Origin of the sequence: Bradyrhizobium sp. 139 (assembly GCF_023074175.1) — a bacterium.
GTDB lineage: Bacteria > Pseudomonadota > Alphaproteobacteria > Rhizobiales > Xanthobacteraceae > Bradyrhizobium.
In genome coordinates this window covers 1-15,646 of record NZ_JADPKS010000054.1, presented here as the reverse complement: position 1 = coordinate 15,646, position 15,646 = coordinate 1, and the positions used below count along the sequence as shown (strand labels likewise).

Sequence of the window (15,646 nt, the reverse complement as noted above, 5' to 3'; positions counted from 1 at the left end):
TGATTTCGGTCCAGGTCATCTGCTTCTCCGATGGCTTCGAACACCTCGAAGAATCACAACCTGCTGAAATCACCCAACTTTAATTTCCGGTCAGCCTCTTAGCTCGGATGGATAGAGATGCTGCTGATTAACTAACTTTGAACGGACGCCTCGCCTGGGGAGCCACATAAAGCTCAGCTTCGGCGTGTCTCGCAGTGGCTCGTGCCGACGACGGGTCGTAGTCGAGCACCTGCGCTCGCTGCCTATCAAGCTCCGTGGTACCGCATAGAACACCTCGACCACTTGGTGGTTTTCACCATGAAACGCACTTGGGTCGCTCATCAACGACGTCAACTATCAGAGTTGATGGTTTGACTGGGCAGTAGCCGCGTTGTTGGATTGCTTAATTACCACCGGTGAGTTTCTGGGCGTCGGTTGCGATTGCATCATTCGTCAGCAATGGCAGGAAGCGTCGCAGCATGAATCAGCATGACCATGCTCGTGAAGCGAGTGATTGGTTCTTGTGGGACCATCCGAGATCAGCGGATTTGATCTATTTCGAAAAGAACAACATCGAACGGTGATGTCGCAGGAAAACGCTGTGTGGTTGATCTGCCGCTCGGCAACAAAAGAACCATATCGGTGAGACAAGGGGCGTTTTTCCACCGAGGTAAAGCTGGCAGGGATGCTTTCGATGGACGAGAAAGTCGAATCAAAGTCCGTATCGGCTTCGCGGGACGAACTAACGAGACGGTCGGTTGGCCATCACGTCGCTGTCGAGCTCGGCGAAACTGCGAAGCTTGCATGGCCGATGGTGCTGACGCAGCTTGGGCAGATCGCGATGATGACGACCGATCTCGCCTTCATAGGGCGGATCGGCGCTGAGGCGGTCGCCGCAGTAGCGCTGGCCGGCAGGGTCTATCTGACTAGCATCACCTTCGGCGTGGGCCTGCTCGCGGCGATCGTACCGTTGGCGGCGGAGGCATTTGGGGCAAACAATCTAGCCGTGGTACGGCGCTCGCTGCGCATGGGGCTGTGGGCGGCACTGCTGCTATCGCTCCCAGTCATGGCGTTTTCGCAGTGCGGAGAACGAGTTCTGCTCGTTCTTGGTCAGGCGCCGGCCGCGGCACGGCTTGCCGAGCAGTATTTGTTCGGACTGGCCTGGGGCGTGGCGCCGGCGTTAGGTTTTCTCGGCATCCGTAGTTTCATGAGCGCGGTCAACCGACCGGCCCCGATCTTGTGGATCACGCTCTCCGCCGTCCCCGTCAATGCCCTGCTGGACTATCTGTTGATCTACGGGCAGTTCGGCCTGCCGCGGCTCGAGCTATTTGGGGCGGGTCTTGCGACTACCCTGGTGAACTGTGCGACGTTTCTTGCCGGCTTGTGGTTCGCCACAACGCGCCGTCCTTTCCGTGACTACTACATACTTGCACACTTCTGGCGCTTCGATTGGCCGTTAATGCGGCAGCTGATCGCGATCGGGATGCCGATCTCAATTGCCTCCTTGTTGGAGTCCGGACTATTCTCGGTCGCGGCGCTCCTGATAGGCCTAATTGGCGCCGGCACACTCGCAGCTCATCAGATCGCGGTTCAGGTCGCCACGATTATGGGCATGATCGCTTTGGGCATTAGCATGGCGGGGGCCGTGCGCGTTGGCAGCGCAGTCGGCCGCAATGACAGTGCCGGCATCAAGCGGGCAGGTCTGATCGCGATGCTGCTCGGCAGTGCGGTCGCGGCAATGCTGACGCTTGCGGTGATCGCCGCGCGTTTTCAGATCGCCGAGTTGTTTTTGGGCGAATCGGCCCGCGATCCCGATGCGACGATCGGACTTGCTGCAAATCTCCTTTTGGGCAGCGCGAGCTATTTTGTCGCTAATGCCGCGCAGAGCACTGCGGCGGGCGGCTTGCGCGGACTGAAGGACACGCGGATGCCGCTTCTGTTTGCTGGTATCGCTTATTGGCTGATCGGCGGCTCACTTAGCTACTTGCTTGGTCTGAGGGTAGGCCTTGGCGCCATAGGGATTTGGATTGGCTTGTCAATCGGAATGACCGTCTACGCGGGCCTCCTCGCCCTGCGTTTCCAGTTGCTCGCGAGAAGGCTTAATCTTCAGAATCGATATTTAGCCGCGTAAACACGCGAGGTTGTACCGTAGCGATCACTCCGTCGGAGCTGGTCGGGATTGCGGATATAGAGTGATCGCGGGGGAGGAGGAGTAAGCATCCGGCGTAGGCCGCGAGCTTGAGCGGATTATGTGGTCGACCAGCGTTTGAGCAACTCGGGATTGTCTTTATAGACTTGGATGAGCTCGATGAGACGTTCGATGCCGAAGTCGGTGAACGCCTGGACGCCGTCTTCGCCAACGCCAAAGACCCAGATGGCTCCGTCCTCGATCTCCATTTCGTTTGCAACTCGCAGCCAATCTTCGTCTTCGCCGAGGTCCCTCGCGACCTTGGGGATGGTGGTGACGTGATGGATTTTGTTGACGTGGGTGGTCATGCCGCGCGAGCGGAGATCGCTGCCGCTGGCGTCCAATTCCAGGGCAGAAGTTCGTCCAGCCGATGAACCGGATGGGCGGCGATCCGGGCTAGGATATCCGTAAGCCACGCCTGCGGGTCGATGCCGTTCATCTTTGCCGTTTATGCCGCCCGCCGAACTATGCCGAACGGATTTGGTATGGAACGCCGTTGTCACGCTGGCACCGTCGATCGCGTGCAGGGCAGCCCCATTCCATTCGGCATAGTCTGGTCATTCAGAGCGTCTCGAGGAAGGCGAGTAGGCGGTCGTTCGGCTGGAAGCGGGTTCGCTTGCCGCGCTCATACGGCTTGAGCTTCGCCAGGGCAGCTTCCTTGAGGGCGAGGTGGGCGTGCAGGTACGCCTGCGTCGTCTCGACCGATTCATGACCGAGCCACAGCGCGATCACGGAACAGTCGACGCCGGCTTGCAGCAGTTCCATCGCAGCGCTGTGCCTTAGCACGTGCGGCGACACGCTCTTGGCCTTCAAAGACGGACAAATCTTGTGAGCGACACGAACATGCTTTCCTAGCAGGGACTGGACGCTATCAGCACTGAGCCGGCCCCCGTGCACGTTCGGGAACAACGCTGTTGCTCCTTTCCGCAACGGTTCCTTGAGCCACGCCTGGAGCGCACACCGAGCGAGTGTGGTCAGCGGAGTGGTCCGCTCCTTCCGCCCTTTGCCGACGCATCGTACGTGTGCACCAGACCCGAGGTGGACGGCATCCCGGTCAAGGCCAGTCAGCTCTGAGAGGCGCAAGCCCGTCTGGGCCGCGACCAGCAGCAAGGTATGATCGCGGCGACCAAGCCACGTCGTTCGATCGGGCGCGGCGAGAACCGCCTCGATCTCGGGGCGCGTCAGGAAGTGCACCTGTCGCTTGTCGTGACGCTTGCTCGGTATGGCGAGCACGCGCTGGATCAGCGCACTGTGTGTCGGTTCCTCGAAGGACACGAACCTGAAGAAGGATCGGATGGCCGTCAGACGCAGGTTACGCGTCTTCGCACTGGCGCCGCGCGTTACCTCGAGATCGGTGAGGAACGCGCCGATGAACGTTGCATCCAGATCGGCGAGCGTCAGGGCCGATGGGGACTTCCGCAGCCGCACCTGTGTGAACATGAACAGCAGCCGGAACGCGTCTCTGTAGGAGGCGATCGTGTTGCCGCTAACATTGCGCTGGCGCATGAGGCGCTCGGTGAAGAAGCGCTCGATCAACGTGGCGACGTTGCAGGCGGGCTTCATGGCGTCACCTCCCATCGCCGATCGAGACGCCGCGCCGCTTCTTCCATCAACTCGGGGCAGGCCGAGAGATACCAGTAGGTATCGCGCACGCAGGCGTGGCCGAGGTAAGTGGAGAGCACTGGGAGTAGTTGCTCGACGTCCTTGCCTTCGCGATACCAGTCGAGCAGCGTCCGGATGGCGAAGCGATGACGGAAGTCGTGCACGCGTGGCCCGGTACGATCACCTGGGCGCCGCAGCCCGATCTCTCGGGACAATCGCCAGAAGACGCGATGAACGTACTGGTGCAGCAAGCGGCCTCCTTGTTCGGCAACGAAGAAGGTCGAGCAGCAGCGTGATCCGAGCATCGCGTCGCGCCGGTGGGCGTAGTCGCGCAACGCGGTTCTTGTCGTCGGATGCAATGGCACGAGCCGCGACTTGCCGAACTTGGTTAGCCGGACCGTCAGCACGCCGGCGTCGAGGTCGACGTCGTCACGCTCCAGGCCCATCGCCTCGGATATACGCATGCCCGTCACCGCGATCAGCCCGAACAGGGTATGGTAGGTCCATCGGCGCAGCCCGCCCGCTGGTGGCAGAGCCAGCGCTGCCTTCAGCAACGCATCGATCTCCGCGTCGCTGTAGATATAGGGCTTGGCGCGCTTCCATCCGGGCAGCATGCCGAGGGCCGGTACTTCCGTTCCCGGATCGAAGTTGGCGACATGGCGCGCGAACCCGCGCAGGTCGCTCAATCGCAGCGCCCAGGATGCATGACGATCGGGCGGCAGCGTTGCCCATTCCATTGCCAGCTTCGTCGTGATGATCCTGGCTTTGCGCTTCTCCATGAAGGCAACGAAGTCGGCGAGCCGACGGGTCTGGTGCTCGTACTTGTATCCAAACCCCTTGCGCATGCTCAGGTACTTATCGAGTGCGGAGCGCAGATCGGTCATTGCACGCCTCCCGGCCAGGGCAGGCTCAATGTTCTCAGCGCATCAATGTCGACCTTCGCGTAAATCCGGGTGGTGTCGTGGTTCTCGTGCCGCAGCAGCTGTCCGATCTCCGACAAGGTCGCGCCAGATCGGAGAAGCTCGGTAGCGAGACCGTGTCGGAAGATATGGGCGCCGCGGTGGGCACAACCTTCGATTCCAACGCGATCGAGAGCGGTCGGCATTCGTGCACGCTGTCGGCCCTTGGCGCGAACGAGTATCTCGCTGGCGCGCCAGTCGATATCGTCGAGGGTGAGCGTCGCAACCTCGTCGGCCCGCAGGCCGAGCTTGGCCAGCAACAACAGAATGGCGTAGTCGCGCCGTCCCATCACTGTCTCTCGGTCGCAACTGTCGAGAGCCTTCCGCACCTGAGCGGCAGGCAGAAAGGTCGGTAGAGTTGCGAGCTTCCATCGGCGCATCGATGGAACGCAATCCGCCATGCGAGTTCAGCCCCCGATGGTGGAGGTAACGGAGAAAGGCACGCAACGACCAACACATCGCCTTGCCTGTTCCCGGACTCCAATCCTGGGCGTGGCGCTCAATGTAGCGGATCATGTCCTCTTGGCTGATCTTGCCCAGGGCGCCGGCGCCGCCGGAGCACATTTCGTGCAGGAACCTGCGGATGACTGGGAGATGGCGGACGATCGACCTCGGGGCCAAGCCGCGCTCTAATCGCAGGTAGGCATCGAACTCCTTGAAGATCCGTTCGTGCGGGGTGAGAGGCTGAGCACCAACGGCGTGATCGCGCCTGCCTCGCGCCGCACCGACAGCTATCGCTTGAGCGCAGCTCGGTCACCGGGTTGGATAGACTGCCTCCTGCCTCGATATCGGAGGTACCGCTCAACGACCTGCTCATCGAGATCGACTAGCTTGTAGCGACGGCTCGTAATCCAGCTCAGGAGCCCGCCAACCACGTTGAGGCAACGCCACGTGCCGTGCCGAATGAGCCTTTCTTCGACGAGACGAGCGGCGTAACGCTCGACGAACTGTCCGTGCGGCCCCCTTCTGAGACGCCGGCACAGCCGGCTTCTGCCCAAGTACTCTTCAACTTCCATCTTTCTGTTCTCCGCTGTTGAAAGCGGAGGCACAGAACGAACTATGCCGAACCGACCAAACGCCGGTCAGCCAGAAATCTGGGGAAAACGAGCCGACTCGGCATAGTTCGGCGGGCGGCATAATAGAGAGCGTTTTTAGATTGGCGGCGCGTGGTTCGGTACCCAACACGAGCACTCGCGAGGGGCGCCGGTAATCTAAAAACGTGTTGGACGAAGCCGCGGGCACGCCGCTGCAGCTATGGGTGTTGAATCACTGCGCCGTTATTTGTGGACGTCGTGATCTGGACTGGAGACAAGTCCAAAGCGGACATTATCATGAAAGTACTGGGTGGAAGCGACATCTGGGAAGCGAAGTAGCCGAAAAATGCGAAGCGCCGGAGGTTTGACGTCGGAAGAACGACAACAGGGCATCTATCGGCTGCCACGGCGGCCGGAAGAATTGCGAAATGGAAGGTGGCGGTTCTTGGTTGATCGAGGTCTCGCATCAAGAAGTGTCCGGTGAACGAGCGGCACTGAACGAACCTGGCTGCAAGACCTCGACGCACACCATGTGCCCTTGATGACAGGATGGACATTGACGCAAGGAAGCGGCATTGCAGTGCTCAGCCTTCTCGGGGCAATCGGATGGCTCTTCCGGCTCCGAACGTGTATCGGCGGATATCATTCCGAGCAGTTCACGGCAGCGAGCGAGCTTTTGCTTGCGGTAGCGGTTACCCAGAAAACCATAGTAGCGAATACGTTTGAAGCCTTCGGGCAGGACATGGATGAGGAAACGCCGAATGAACTCCCCGGCGTCCAGCGTCATTACTCTCTGCTGGCTTCCGTGGCGGTAATCCTTCCATCGAAAGCGTACTTTGCTGTCTTCGATATCGATGACACGGCTGTTGCTGATCGCTACCCGATGCGTATAGCGGCCGACATAGTGCACAACCTGTTCGGCGCTGCCAAATGGCGGCTTGGCGTAGATAATCCAATTGATTCTGCGGACATCGTTCAGATAGCGCTGAAACGCAGCCGGATCACGCAACGGTTCCAGCGACGAGAAGAATTGTAGCTCGCCGGTATCGAACGACTTTTGCAAGGCGCTGAGAAATAGCCGTCGGAACAGGCGGGAAAGCACGGCCACGGGAAGAAAGAAGCCGGGCCGGCACGCGATCCAGCGGCTGCCATCCGGAGATAGTCCTCCTCCGGGAACGACGCAATGGAGGTGGGGATGGTGAAGGAGGTTCTGACCCCAAGTGTGAAGGACGGAAAAGAATCCGATCTCGGCACCGAGGTGCTTGGGGTCGGCAGCGATAGTCCGCAAAGTCTCCGCAGCTGTGCGGAAGAGAATGTCGTACACGGTGCCAGCATTCTGGAATGCGATCGCTGCGATTTGGTCGGGTATGGTGAAAACAACGTGAAAATACTGCGTATCGAGAAGCTCCGCTTGTCGGGCTTCGATCCATTCTGCCCGCGCGAGCGATTGGCACTTGGGGCAGTTGCGCGAGCGGCAGCTATTGTAGGAGATCCGCCGCTCTCCGCAGTGATCGCACTGCTCGACATGGCCACCGAGCGCAGCCGTTCGGCAGCGCTCGATCGCCGTCATTGCTGCACGTCGTTCGGTCGATAGAGACCTCCAGTGCTGCTCGCGCCAGGCAGCACCATAGCGGCGGAAGATATCCGCCACTTCCGGACCTGAGCGTCCCATGGGGCCGCCGTCAGAAATGTTCAGGCGGCGGCGATGGTGGTGCCTTAGGGATTGGGCGCGGCAGCAGCTCCAGTGGGCTGGTCGCCGCACAGACTTTGTTCGTGGCTATCCGGAGATATTGCGCGGTTGTGGACAGGCTGCGATGGCCAAGCAAGAGCTGGATGGTGCGAAGATCGGTGCCGGCCTCGAGTAGATGGACGGCGAAGGCATGCCGTAGCGAATGCGGCGTCACGGGCTTGGCAAGGCCCGATAGCCGATGCGCCTTGCTGCAGGCGTCCTGCACCGCGTTGGTCGATATCGGCTCGTTGGGGATACCGCCGGGAAACATCCACGTCTTCGGCCGGACGGCGCGCCAATAGTCGGTCAGTGTCTCCAGCAACCGTGCCGAGGAGCATGACGTAACGGTCCTTCTTCCCCTTGCCTTGATCGACGCGCAGCACCATCCGCTGTCGGTCGATGACTTCCGGCTTCAGGCGTACCGCTTCGGAAATGCGCAGACCGGCGGCGTAGCATGTCGTCAGGATCACTTGATGCTTGAGGCTCTCCACGCAGCCGAGGAAGTGCAGCACCTCTTCGGGACTGAGGATGACGGCGAGCGTCTTGGGCACCTTTGGACACGGAATGATGAGGTCGAAATCCCATTCGAAGCCGAGCGTAACACGGTAAAAGAAGCGGAGCGCTGAGACGGTCACGTGGATCGACTTCGGCGCCAGCTTCTTCTCGTTCGCTAGATAGACTTGGTAGGTGCGGACATCCTCCGGCCCAAGCAAAGCCGGCGATTTGGCAAAATGACGGGCAAACTGCGAAATCTGCAGCAGATAGCAATCCTGCGTATGCGGTGACAAATTGCGGATCTGCATGTCGTTTATCATGCGTAACCGAAGCGGGGTCATTGAAGGCTCCTTGGCAAAACAACGAAAACTGCCCGAGGGCAGCAACGTCATTTTGCTCGAAGCCAAGCCTATGAACGCTGCAAATTACGTCTCACCGTGGCACGCCAAAGCCGTTACAGTTGCTTCAGCCGCATTCCTCCATCTGACGATGGGCCACTCTTGCCGAGTGTTCTGCCGCGGAGCGGCTTCGTCCAAACGGCACTATGCCGCACTCGGCATAGTGCCGTGACGATGAGGCTGTACATGGCTGCGGCGCGCCGCCCTCCGCGATCAGAGCCGCAGAACAGCCAGGACTTCCGTCCAAGCGCGACGCCTCGCAAGCCCCTTTCGGCGGCATTGTTGGAGAGGCACACGCGGCCATCCTGGAGGAACAGCGTAAAGCTCGCCCATCGCTTCAGGATATAGTTGAACGCCTTGGCCAGGTCGTGCCCACGGGAGAGCTTGGCGAGCTGCTCCTGCATATAGACGCTCGTCGGGGCTCCCGCCATTGATGGAGCGTTCGATCTCGAACAGCGCATCGATCCGCCTCACGACCTCGATTGCGATCGGCGAGAGCGGGATCTCCTTCTTGCCAGCGGCCTTGCGCCGGGCATTCTCTGCGATGTCGGCCATGGCAAAGAACGGACGCCGTCCGTGCGACCAGCAGGCAGCCTCCCGGATCGGGCCGGGCTGGCGTCCCGCCAGATAGAGCTGGTTGTACCCATCGTAGGCGTCGGCCTGCAGGATGCCGGCATACCCCGCCAGATGCGCCTGGGGAATGCTCGCCCTTGCGGTCGCGTGAGTAATAGAACATCGCCGCCGGCGGGTCCGTGCCGCCGAACGGCCGGTCGTCCCGGATGTAGATCCAGCATCGCCCCGTATCGGTTTTGCCCTTGGCCAGCACCGGCACGGTCGGGTGAGTAGGCCAGAGGGATTTCACCTCCAGCCTCTCGCAGAACCGGGCGTGAGACTCTCGCCTCACCCGGCTCCCATCAGGCAAGCTTGCCGCCATCGCCGAGTTGCCAATGCACAAAGAGCCTGCGGTTCTCACGCGCGATCTTCTCCAGGAAGAGACGCGCGCGTCCCAAACGGTGATGGAAGCGCTTGTACTTTCGCTTCAACCAGATAGCCAACGTCTGGTTGATGTAGCGCGCCAAAGGATAGAGCGCTGAATGCGTATATTGCCCATAATAAGCGATCCACCCCCTAACCATCGGGTTTAGCTCGCGGGCAATATCGTCCAAAGTCACCTCGGTTCGCTTGCGAAGTTTCAAGCCTCGGGATCGTCGCTCGCATGGCATTCAGCGCTGGTTTGCTGACCGCCGGAGTGAACCCGCAGAACATCTTCTGCGAACGCGGCCCCAGGACCGATCGCGGCCGGAAGCAATAACCGAGAAAGTCAAACATCACCGTCTCAGTCTTGCCCCGGCGTCGGTCGTCCTTGCAGTAGACGATCCTCGTCTTCGTAGGATGCATTTCCAAGCAGCACTCCGCCAGCCGAGCCTGGAGCGCTTCGCGAACGCTTTGCGCCTCCATCTCATTCCGACAATGTACCAACCCGTCATCTGCATACCGACACCACCTGAGATCGGGGAACATCCGTGCCATCCAGAGATCAAATGCATAGTGCATGAAGAGGTTGGCGAGGATCGGGCTCACCACGCCCCCTTGTGGGGTACCGCGGCTTCGCTCGATTATCGTTCCATCCTCTTGCACCATCGGCGCTGTCAGCCATCTTTCAATGTAGAGCAGCGCCCATGCGCACGTCACATGTTTCCGGACGGCCCGCGCAGACGCTCGTGGTCGATATTATCGAACAGTCCCTTGATGTCGAACTCCAGAACCCAATCGTACTTCCAGCACCGCTGTCGCGTTACGCCTACGGCATCGAGAGCCGATTTACCGGGTCTGTAGCCGTAGGAATCCGCCAGAAAGATTGCGTCGAGAGCCGGCTCAATTAGTTGTTTGACAACCGTCTGTGCCACGCGGTCTGCCACAGTGGGCACCCCGAGGATCCTTTGGCCTCCACTCTTCTTTGGAATGGAGACGGCGCGAACAGGCGGCGGGAAGTAAGCGCCTGAGCTCATTCGATTCCAAATCTTGTAGAGATTGCTCTTCAAGTCGGACTCGAACTGCTCAATTGTCACTCCGTCGACACCGGCTGCGCCACCATTGGATCGTTCCTGCAGATATGCTTCGTACACCTCTCTCTTGTCGATGTTGAACGGTTTGCTCGGCTGGTTCACCGTCGTCCTCCTGTTGTCAGTTGCGACGGTGGCCAGCCCTCCTGATCCGATCCCTTTGCTCCGGCCCCATTACGAGCCTTCGTCGCTAATACGGATCGGTCCGTCCCAGTGCTCCGCGTCGGTATTCTCGCCTCGCGGTCTTCTCCGCTTGTGCTTCTCCCTTTCCATCGGAGCCACTGGTTCCTGCAGTTCCGCGGCTGCGCCTGCATCCGATTCACGCCCCCTCAACGCCGGTCGCCGCCCGCCCGGTCATCAGGCTTCCGGCGGGCTCATCCCAGAGGGACGACACACCTCTGGTTTTGACGACGATTTCCACGTTACGACGGTTCATCGGCGGGTTCATTTTCATTCGTCTCTCGGACGCCTATCCGTTCGGGTATTCCCGACCGTTGGCTTCAACGCTCACGACCGCGCCTCTTAAGCGAAGCCGCTTGAAGTGATTTGGGACCCACTCCTGAAAGTCGATCCCGAGGGGCCTACCCTCATCGCTGCCACAGCTTGTGCACACAGAGTTTCAGATCATCTCGATCATCCTTTCCGTGTGCTTCTGCAGCACACTATCATCGGCATGAAGGCGCTCGGCCCGCATGACATGGGCTTCCAGCAGGCGCAGCAGGGGATCCAGCGAGGCACAGACCGCCCCGACGGCATCCGCCATGGTCGACAGTGCGATCGGCACGCCTTCCAGTGCGTAGCGCTCGGCCTGGCGGTTCAAGGGCTGATGCTGACCGAACTTCTCGAACATGATCATGGCCAACAGGCTCGGGCCAGCCCATCCCCGGGGCACGGCATGGAACGGCGCCGGCGCCTGGCTGATCTTCGCAGTCGCGACAGGAGAACTTCTCCCGGACCGTCTCGATCACCTTCCACTGGCGCGGCACCACTTCCAGCGTCAGCGTCACGTCCTCGCCAAGCTTGCGCAGGCGATTGCTGCCGCAGCATTCACAAGCCCCAGGTCCATCGATTACCACCCGTTCCCGGGGAAGGTGCTCGGGGAAGGTCTGGCGCTCGGCACGCTTGCGGGTAAATCCGCGCACCGTCATCGTTTTGGCCACGGCCCGTTCCGCCGCAAGCTCGTCCTCGGTGGCGTCGACTTCCAGCTCCTCGAACGTCAGCGCCAACTGCTCGATCAGGCGCGACGAGCGCTCCGACCGCTGGCCGTAGATCTGATACCTTAGCTTGGCGATCTGCAGCTTCTGCTGCGCGATCAGCGCTTCATCTTCCGACGCTTTCGCGCGGGCGACCGCAAGTTCAGCGGCGATCTCCAAACCCTTCGCGCGCTCGACCGCCAGCGCCTTCTTCAGGGCGGCAATGTCATCCGGAACAGCGTCGCGGTCGGCATCCATGCGACGCAGTGAATCACAGAATGGACGCGATGGGACTCCCCAAAATGCAAAAAGCTGCGGATTCTGCGCTCAGCCCGCGCTTAGCGGCCGCCAGCTCAGTTGCGGATTCCGCCAGTCAATCCCTTCCAGCATGTAGGCCATCTGCGCCGCCGAGATCGATACCGCGCCGTCCGACGCCGAAGGCCATATGAACTTGCCGCGATCCAGGCGCTTGGCCTAGAGCGACATGCCCAGCCCGTCATGCCAGAGGATCTTGACCAGATCGCCGCGGCGCCCCCGGAAGATGTAGAGATCGCCAGCATGGGGATCGCGCTTCAGGCTCTCCTGGACCGCAAGCGCCAAGCTTTGCATCCCGCGGCGCATGTCAGTGTGGCCGGTCGCGATCCAGACCCTGACGCCGCTCGGAATCGGGATCATCGCCGTCTCAGAAGCTCAAGAACCCGCTGCAGCGCCTCCGTGTCCACGTCTCGGTCAACACGCACGCGGCAGCCGCCGCCAAGCTCGATCTCGATAATGCCGGCCCTCGCACGTTGTGCAGTCGGTGAAGACACCGATTGTGGCGCGCCACCCGAGATCGGAGCCGCCGCAGGCGTGATCTCAACCGGAACAAGCACCGGCGCGGCATCCCGCCTAACTTGCCTTCGCGCCAACCGGCGCCACGTGAACAATTGGCTTGTCGACAGCCCGTTACGTCGTGCCGTCACCGACACCAGACGTGGCCCGTCATAGCTCTCGGTGACGATCCGCTGCTTTTCTTCCAGTGTCCAACGGCGTCGAGCGCCCGTCGAGACGACTTCAAGTCGGGAAACCTTCGGCATAGGCATATGGTCAGTCATACGCCTATGTCTTCATCCTCCATCAAACCGCACAAGGCGGTCCTCACCGGAGCGATACGAGGAGGATGACCAACAGGGCCTTGCTAAGATCGGCGTTGTTAACGGTAGAGCACGGGTCTGATTTCTCAGCCGGGCCATTTTTTTTAGAAGTCACGTAGCGCCTCTTAATGAGGTCCGGGTCGGGCGGCCTCAACGTATGCAGCTTAGCGCGGACGAGCCGCCCATAGCCGAATGACCAACGTCACTAGAACACCATTCCAGCTGGACATCGCCGGCCGGTCGAGACCCGAGCCACAAACTTTCAAAAAGGATCACGGGTCGTTCGGCTGGCCGCAGTCAAACGATGTAGCGTCGACCCAGATGCAGTGCAACGGCGGTCTTGCCCGCGATGGCGACCTTTGCCTTCCTCACGCCAATCCGCTTGGGCGAGCTTCATTCCCTAGAGCATTTTGGGGGCGAATTGAATCGCAGGGATTCCCAAAGGGAGCGAACCGTGATTCATCCTTGAGGCCGGGAGGAGGCCGGCAGGGATGGCGCACGGAGAGGCTCTTCGCATTCGGGTGATCAAGGCCGTCGTTGAGGATGGCCTTTCGCGGAACGAGGCGGCCCGGATATTCCGGGTCGGGATCGCAAGCGCGATCCGCTGGGTGAAGGCGTTCGAGGAAACCCAGCGCACGGCGGCTTTGCCGACCGGCGGAGACCGGCGCTCTGTGCTGAAGCCGCATCGGGAGTGGCTGCTGGAACTTCGGCGCAAGGAGAACGATCTGACGCTCGATGCGATCGCCGAGCGACTGCTTCGCAGGCATGGCGTCGACGCTGACAAGTCGATGCTGTCGCGCTTCTTTGCCGGTGAGGGCATCAGCTTCAAAAAAAACCGTGCACGCCAGCGAACAGGATCGCCCCGACGTCGTTGAGCGCCGACAAGCGTGGCGATGCGCGCAAACCAGCCTTGGCGGTCGGCTGATCTTCCTCGACGAGACCTGGACGACGACGGCGATGACGCGTCGTTACGCCTGGGCCAATGTCGGCACACGCGCCTTGGGCCATGCGCCGCATGGACATTGGAAGACGACGACGTTCCTTGCCGTCCTGACCTGCGAGGGGCTGATAGCGCCGTTTGTGCTCGACGGGCCGATCAACGCCGAGTGCTTCTTCGCCTATGTCGAGCAAATCCTCGTCCCCGCGCTGCGCGAAGGCGACACGGTGATCCTCGACAATTTGTCGAGCCATAAGAATGAAGCGGCCGCGCGTCTCATCGCCGGTGCCGGTGCGCGGCTCCTGTTCCTGCCGCCCTACAGCCCCGATCTCAATCCGATCGAGATGGCCTTCGCCAAACTCAAGGAGCTGTTGCGACAAGCCCAAGCTAGAACCGTCGATGCCCTCTGGGACCTCATCGGCCGCACTCTCAGCCTCTTTACCCCCGAAGAATGCGCCAACTACATCCGTCATTGCGGGTATAATCCGCTTTGATCGCAACTCGCTCTAAAGGGTGAAGGCATTAAGTTCGATATACTGAATTTTTAAGATAATTGGCGCATTCGTCGAGGGTGAAGGCATCGAGTGCGTGACCTATTGCGGCGCAGAAGATCGACGGTTCGCGCGGCAGCTTGAGCAGATGCTTGAGCTTGGCAAAGACCTGTTCGGTCGGGTTCAGGTCAGTCGAGTATTTTGGCTGGAAGAACAGTTTGGCGACGACAGGAAGGTCATGGTCTTCCAGCGGCCGTGGGGACCCTGGCGTGAAGTCTGCGCCCGCGCGGCGCCCACCGCCGCAAGGGCGCCATATCGGTCCTGGTCCAGGTCTCGGTCGACGAAAACCAGCCGCTCAGCTTCGACCTGACGTTGATGTTTTGTCCAACGGGCTCGCCGCCGCGCGACCACGAGTCGATCGCGTTCGCCAGCCGCCACGCTTTTTTATCTCCCGAAACCGCCTTCGGCTTATGACCGCCCATCTGGCCCGGGGCCACGCTGCCGGTCTGCTCGACTCCCTGCATCCAACCGATTGGTGCGCTGATCGCGCCTCCAAACCCTGCTTGGCTGCCTGTTTGGGGGACATCCGCGCTCGATCGCAACGACACGCTTGCGAAGATGCAGAGAATAAGGCTTACCCATCCATGCTGGCCTCCAATCCAGCCAGCATGGTAAGTCAGAAATACACCGATCGGGAATCTTGAGGGTTCTGTGAGGTCGCGGGGGCAGGCTTAGCCGCGGGCTCTGTCGTAGCGTGCGACCTCATAGAAGCCGGATTGAACGAGCCGCTGCCTCGCCGAAGCGCCACCTGCCGAGGGCAAGGTTGTTGGCACACCGACTCCAGCAACAAATTCAATGCCGCGCCAGCGGCTTCGTTCAATCCCAAATCGATTCAACCTACCCCCAGTCCGCCTTAGGCCTTGAGGAGGACCATTTCTTCGTTCGATAAAGCAGGATAATCGCCGCCTCGAACAGGTATGTACGGAGGAGCCTGTCGCCCCAGCGTGATATCTTGCCACTGATGTCCGTTTTCGCCAGATTTGTTGCGCGGAGGTGTTAGGCCAAGATAGGCACCCACAGTCGATGCCGATCGGAAGCACGACAAGTCGGGGTTCCTATATCGGAACGTTAACGCCGTCGCCACGCCGATGCCAAGAACAACCGTCATCAGGCGGCGTGCCATCTCATCTGACCTCGCCAATTGACGGACTTCAACGTCGAACTAGCCTTGCTGCCGGCAGATAATGCATATTGCACCCTTATCGCTACAACGTTCGGACGGAACACTAGGGTCTGTACCTAATTAGCGATCTCTGATTCCATGGCGCCGAGTTGATTCGGGCCCGGGGGACTTCGATGCGCAAAGGACTGTTCTGGCTGAACGACAAGCAGTGGGCTCAGATAGGGCCGCATCTGCCAACGAACCAGACAGGCCCGGCGCGCGA

The 15,646-nt window shown here is 60.5% G+C and carries 10 protein-coding genes and 8 pseudogenes; 2 read left to right on the top strand and 16 right to left on the bottom strand.

Annotated features, from left to right (window positions below):
• The first annotated feature begins 673 nt into the window (after positions 1 to 673).
• The gene (locus IVA80_RS14640) at positions 674 to 2,110 is read left to right on the top strand and encodes an MATE family efflux transporter (RefSeq protein ID WP_247430913.1); all 1,437 of its coding nucleotides are present in this window, start codon (positions 674 to 676) and stop codon (positions 2,108 to 2,110) included.
• 116 nt (positions 2,111 to 2,226) lie between these two features.
• Here the strand turns inward: IVA80_RS14640 and IVA80_RS14635 are convergent, their stop codons facing one another.
• The 14 genes and pseudogenes from IVA80_RS14635 to IVA80_RS14575 form a co-directional block, all read right to left on the bottom strand.
• Positions 2,227 to 2,475 (bottom strand): hypothetical protein, encoded by a 249-nt coding sequence (locus IVA80_RS14635; RefSeq protein ID WP_247430920.1) that lies wholly within the window; start codon positions 2,473 to 2,475, stop codon positions 2,227 to 2,229.
• Positions 2,472 to 2,615: pseudogene (locus IVA80_RS14630) on the bottom strand (transposase domain-containing protein); the annotation flags it as partial. The gene IVA80_RS14635 and the pseudogene IVA80_RS14630, both read right to left, overlap by 4 nt.
• Positions 2,616 to 2,728: 113 nt before the next feature.
• The gene (locus IVA80_RS14625; RefSeq protein WP_247430909.1) at positions 2,729 to 3,730 is read right to left on the bottom strand and encodes a tyrosine-type recombinase/integrase; all 1,002 of its coding nucleotides are present in this window, start codon (positions 3,728 to 3,730) and stop codon (positions 2,729 to 2,731) included.
• On the bottom strand, positions 3,727 to 4,653 hold the full coding sequence (locus tag IVA80_RS14620) for a tyrosine-type recombinase/integrase (RefSeq protein WP_247430906.1): 927 nt from the start codon (positions 4,651 to 4,653) through the stop codon (positions 3,727 to 3,729). Before IVA80_RS14620 ends, IVA80_RS14625 begins: the two co-directional genes overlap by 4 nt.
• Positions 4,650 to 5,108 carry a tyrosine-type recombinase/integrase gene (locus IVA80_RS14615; RefSeq protein WP_256467395.1) on the bottom strand — a complete coding sequence of 153 codons (459 nt, stop codon included), beginning with the start codon at positions 5,106 to 5,108 and terminating at the stop codon, positions 4,650 to 4,652. Before IVA80_RS14615 ends, IVA80_RS14620 begins: the two co-directional genes overlap by 4 nt.
• A 91-nt stretch (positions 5,109 to 5,199) precedes the next feature.
• Positions 5,200 to 5,349 (bottom strand): annotated as a pseudogene (locus IVA80_RS14610) (hypothetical protein); the annotation flags it as partial.
• Positions 5,350 to 6,228: 879 nt separating this feature from the next.
• Positions 6,229 to 7,434 (bottom strand): IS91 family transposase, encoded by a 1,206-nt coding sequence (locus IVA80_RS14605; protein WP_247430901.1) that lies wholly within the window; start codon positions 7,432 to 7,434, stop codon positions 6,229 to 6,231.
• A gap of 10 nt (positions 7,435 to 7,444) precedes the next feature.
• Positions 7,445 to 8,327: pseudogene (locus IVA80_RS14600) on the bottom strand (site-specific integrase).
• 221 nt (positions 8,328 to 8,548) lie between these two features.
• Positions 8,549 to 9,219: pseudogene (locus IVA80_RS14595) on the bottom strand (IS66 family transposase); the annotation flags it as partial.
• Between the two features lie 79 nt (positions 9,220 to 9,298).
• Positions 9,299 to 10,552: pseudogene (gene ltrA / locus IVA80_RS14590) on the bottom strand (group II intron reverse transcriptase/maturase).
• 214 nt (positions 10,553 to 10,766) lie between these two features.
• Positions 10,767 to 10,901, bottom strand: a complete 135-nt coding sequence (locus IVA80_RS38340; protein WP_256436599.1) for a hypothetical protein — start codon at positions 10,899 to 10,901, stop codon at positions 10,767 to 10,769.
• A 207-nt stretch (positions 10,902 to 11,108) separates the two neighbouring features.
• Positions 11,109 to 11,898: pseudogene (locus IVA80_RS14585) on the bottom strand (transposase); the annotation flags it as partial.
• A 69-nt stretch (positions 11,899 to 11,967) separates the two neighbouring features.
• A pseudogene (tnpB, locus tag IVA80_RS14580) lies at positions 11,968 to 12,315 on the bottom strand (IS66 family insertion sequence element accessory protein TnpB).
• Positions 12,312 to 12,734, bottom strand: coding sequence for a transposase (locus tag IVA80_RS14575; protein ID WP_247430898.1), 423 nt, complete (start codon positions 12,732 to 12,734; stop codon positions 12,312 to 12,314). The pseudogene tnpB and the gene IVA80_RS14575 overlap by 4 nt, the downstream one beginning before the upstream one ends.
• Before the next feature lie 530 nt (positions 12,735 to 13,264).
• On the opposite strand from IVA80_RS14575, the gene IVA80_RS14570 reads away from it, so the two are divergent.
• A protein-coding gene (locus IVA80_RS14570) for an IS630 family transposase (protein ID WP_247430895.1) occupies positions 13,265 to 14,204 on the top strand; the annotation gives its coding sequence in 2 pieces (ribosomal slippage) (positions 13,265 to 13,600 and positions 13,602 to 14,204; 939 coding nt in all).
• A 28-nt stretch (positions 14,205 to 14,232) separates the two neighbouring features.
• On the opposite strand, the pseudogene IVA80_RS14565 reads toward IVA80_RS14570, so the two are convergent.
• Positions 14,233 to 14,843, bottom strand: a pseudogene (locus tag IVA80_RS14565) (hypothetical protein).
• Positions 14,844 to 15,114: 271 nt separating this feature from the next.
• Positions 15,115 to 15,369 carry an IS110 family transposase gene (locus IVA80_RS14560; protein WP_247430917.1) on the bottom strand — a complete coding sequence of 85 codons (255 nt, stop codon included), beginning with the start codon at positions 15,367 to 15,369 and terminating at the stop codon, positions 15,115 to 15,117.
• Positions 15,370 to 15,646: the final 277 nt, after the last annotated feature.

What these genes read in the sequence shown, in the direction of transcription:
- IVA80_RS14560 (WP_247430917.1), bottom strand. Translation starts at nt 15,369, where the DNA reads ATGACGGTTGTTCTTGGCATCGGCGTGGCGACGGCGTTAACGTTCCGA.
- IVA80_RS14635 (WP_247430920.1), bottom strand. Translation starts at nt 2,475, where the DNA reads ATGACCACCCACGTCAACAAAATCCATCACGTCACCACCATCCCCAAG.
- IVA80_RS14575 (WP_247430898.1), bottom strand. Translation starts at nt 12,734, where the DNA reads ATGACTGACCATATGCCTATGCCGAAGGTTTCCCGACTTGAAGTCGTC.
- IVA80_RS14615 (WP_256467395.1), bottom strand. Translation starts at nt 5,108, where the DNA reads ATGCGCCGATGGAAGCTCGCAACTCTACCGACCTTTCTGCCTGCCGCT.
- IVA80_RS14620 (WP_247430906.1), bottom strand. Translation starts at nt 4,653, where the DNA reads ATGACCGATCTGCGCTCCGCACTCGATAAGTACCTGAGCATGCGCAAG.
- IVA80_RS14640 (WP_247430913.1), top strand. Translation starts at nt 674, where the DNA reads ATGGACGAGAAAGTCGAATCAAAGTCCGTATCGGCTTCGCGGGACGAA.
- IVA80_RS14625 (WP_247430909.1), bottom strand. Translation starts at nt 3,730, where the DNA reads ATGAAGCCCGCCTGCAACGTCGCCACGTTGATCGAGCGCTTCTTCACC.
- IVA80_RS38340 (WP_256436599.1), bottom strand. Translation starts at nt 10,901, where the DNA reads ATGAAAATGAACCCGCCGATGAACCGTCGTAACGTGGAAATCGTCGTC.
- IVA80_RS14605 (WP_247430901.1), bottom strand. Translation starts at nt 7,434, where the DNA reads ATGGGACGCTCAGGTCCGGAAGTGGCGGATATCTTCCGCCGCTATGGT.